The 2,897-nt window shown below is 32.2% G+C and carries 4 protein-coding genes; 1 reads left to right on the top strand and 3 read right to left on the bottom strand.

Annotated features, from left to right (window positions below):
• Window positions 1–128: 128 nt before the first annotated feature.
• The 3 genes from VNJ50_RS12055 to VNJ50_RS12045 all read right to left on the bottom strand — a co-directional run bounded on the left by VNJ50_RS12055 (window position 129) and on the right by VNJ50_RS12045 (window position 2,530).
• A complete protein-coding gene (locus VNJ50_RS12055) occupies window positions 129–419 on the bottom strand; it encodes a DUF6520 family protein (protein WP_325582243.1) in 291 nt (96 codons plus the stop codon).
• 72 nt (window positions 420–491) lie between these two features.
• Window positions 492–2,015, bottom strand: coding sequence for a MauE/DoxX family redox-associated membrane protein (locus VNJ50_RS12050; protein ID WP_325582245.1), 1,524 nt, complete (start codon window positions 2,013–2,015; stop codon window positions 492–494).
• Between the two features lie 338 nt (window positions 2,016–2,353).
• Complete coding sequence (locus tag VNJ50_RS12045) at window positions 2,354–2,530, bottom strand: histone H1 (RefSeq protein WP_325582241.1); 177 nt, start codon at window positions 2,528–2,530, stop codon at window positions 2,354–2,356.
• A gap of 158 nt (window positions 2,531–2,688) precedes the next feature.
• Here VNJ50_RS12045 and VNJ50_RS12040 point away from each other — a divergent pair.
• The coding region (locus tag VNJ50_RS12040) for a DUF1896 family protein (protein WP_325582239.1) at window positions 2,689–2,897 on the top strand (209 nt) is incomplete at its 3' end.

Here is a 2,897-nt window from a genome sequence, read left to right as displayed (position 1 = left end):
GGCTGTTGGTCTTCCATATAACGTTGCTTTTCATAACATTAAGATAAGAAAACCAATGCGCTTTCTAAAATAAAAAACATAAAAAAAGAGGCTGCCTTTTTAGACAGCCTCTTTTTTGCTATTCCTACTCAGTTCATTGGCATTCTATACAACACTGTAATACAGCTCATCGACCCTGGAAATGGCTTTCCAAAAGCTTGATGGACTTGATTATTAACAATAGTTTTACAAATTACATTTAGAGCAGGGTTGTTATCACACATAACAGGTACCTCACAAGGCGAACCTTCGAGATTTACCCACCCTATTTCAGGAGCTAATAATGCTTTACCTTCTACGTTTTTGAATGCAAAAGCACTTGCCACAGCCAACATTAAAACAATTGCTGGCAATACTGTTTTTAAAAATTTTGTTTTCATAATATTTAAATTTAAGGATTAAACTACACTCTTTTTGGGGTTCGCGATTTCCCAAGATACAGCCGTATATTTTTAAAATTTCAAATCAAAATTTAAAGTATTCAAACGATATAGGACTATATAGTGCTCACTAAGTCCAATTAGAAGATTTCTATAAATCTGGAAACTCTTTATTTTTTCCCCTTCATAATCATAAAGATAGAAGCTGAATTCATAGGTTCTGTTTTCCAGATTATATACATCAATAATCGAAGCATCTTTTAACATTTCTTCAGGTTCATATTTGCCTAACCTGCCCGACTTTATAAATAAGTATTTACCCGAAGAATAACTTTGGTGGTTCACTAATAAAGGCTGCTCAGCAAGAGTTCTGACTTGACCTGAATTTGTAGATGCAATTTTGATTACAGCGTTTTTTACAGTATCAATTGTACGTCCATTGTAGTCAAGTTTGAGCTCTGTATCTGCTGTTAAGAATTCATTTCTATAATAATACACATATACCAAACTGTTTAATTCTGAATTATACCGTAACATGCCATCGGTATCAAAGATTCCGTCAATCTGTTTCTGTAATAACTCATCGGATATTTTTAAAGTTTGAGGATTTCCAAAATCAATACGCCCAATGACATTTTGGTTGTTGTTTTTATCTAAACCTCTAAAAACAAACTGGGTTAAGGAAACAGCTTCAATTTGTGAAAAAGTACCGTTATTGTCCCCTTGCCAATAGAATTGCGCTTTCCAATCAGATAATTTTCCTTTAAAAATAACAGGAACATTACCATCAATCAGGAAAAAATAAGGTGACCGTATTCTTATTTGTGGAGAAAAAAAAGTAATTTTTTGTTCATTATCAAGTTCTATCTGGTGGGTTTTTACGTTTGTGATAGTAGTATCAACACTTAAAATATGTGCAGGGGCACTTGTATTTCCAAGATATATACGATCTTCAGCTACACCTGCAATATAATATGAATTATACTTGATATTTAAACCTTTTATTATGGTTACAGGATGTGGAGGGTATCTTCTTAAAAAACTATTATTTCTATGTATTTCTTCCTCTGATAGAAGATATAAACCGATTACAAACATAATTCCTCCGAAGAAAATAGTTAGTATTGATATAATAAATGATTTAGGTCTTAACAGGCTGAGTTTTTGAGTATCAGTTTGTTTCTTTTCCAAGATTAAAGCAATAAGTGCAAGAATAATAAAACAGATATTAAAAATCAGATGCTCCGTCCAGCCCATCTTTTCCAAGACCCCTCCACAGGAACAAGGCACAAAAGAGCTAAAGTTCAATATGATGACTATATAGGTTGTAAACATAGTCATCAGCGCGAGGGAAATGTAAAGACCAATACGCCGAGTTTTATCAAACAATAATAAACCGGCAACAAATAATTCAGATAAAATTACTCCCCATGAAACCCAATCCGCAAAAGCGCTTAAAAGGGGAGATTGACCTAACTGAACCTGAAATTTTTCAAAATCCAAAGCCTTACTCACGGCTGTATACACAAACAGTAACACATACAGGTAACATATTACTGTTATTAAATTGTTCTTTATGGATTTGCTGACCTTCATTTTTGATGATTTATTGTTTATCAAACATGTATCCTTTTTCAGATAAATTTCATTAATAATTTCATGAAATGAATTGACAGATACAGATAGGATAAAACTAAGGTCTATTTTATGATGATCAGTAGTCTGAATCGTGCGTCTTTTGGTCTTTTTCGATACAAAAGAGTTAAAGTTTTAACTAAGATTTATAAAATTTATAATATAGCCACGAAAAATTGCTTGGAGTAAAATATGAAATAGAAAATTTTCGGCTTGTATCTTCGAGAATAAATATTGAAATTGGCAAATATACTAAAATTGAAATAAATAATAAACCCTCCAAATTTGGAGGGTTGACATTATGATTTAGATGCTTCTAAAGAGGCTTTTCTAAATTCTTTCAAAAGCTTTTCCAGATTCAATGATGCTTTTCTGGCTCTTGTACCTGCTGCTTTGTTGTTGTTTTCTGCCTGAAGGTTTGAGTCATTTTTAAAGGCTTCAAACTCCTCACTAATTTTCTTGATTAATTCGTTCATGATACTATTTGATTAAATTTTATTAAGCGTAAAAATACACTTTTCTGTTTTATAAGATCTAACAATACGTCATATACTTCTTTTCAAAGCCAAATTCTACCGCATCTTTAAAGGCTCTTATCTACTGTTATAATTTTAGACTTTAAACAAAATATTGTATGGATACACCACAAAAAGACCTCTCGTATTTCAGGTTACGACTACAAGAGCTATTAAATACCAGTTTTCCCGAAAAGGCTCATGACGAAGAATTTATTAACCAGCGTTCTTCATGGGCTGCCAATGCTTATGACGGTGCTTTTCAAGCAGGAAACGCTATTGAACAATGTAATGAAATAGCAAATTACATTCTGTTTGAAGATTTACA

It is taken from the genome of Gelidibacter sp., from assembly GCF_035577925.1.
GTDB lineage: Bacteria > Bacteroidota > Bacteroidia > Flavobacteriales > Flavobacteriaceae > Gelidibacter.
This window is presented reverse-complemented; position numbering and strand designations above follow the sequence as displayed.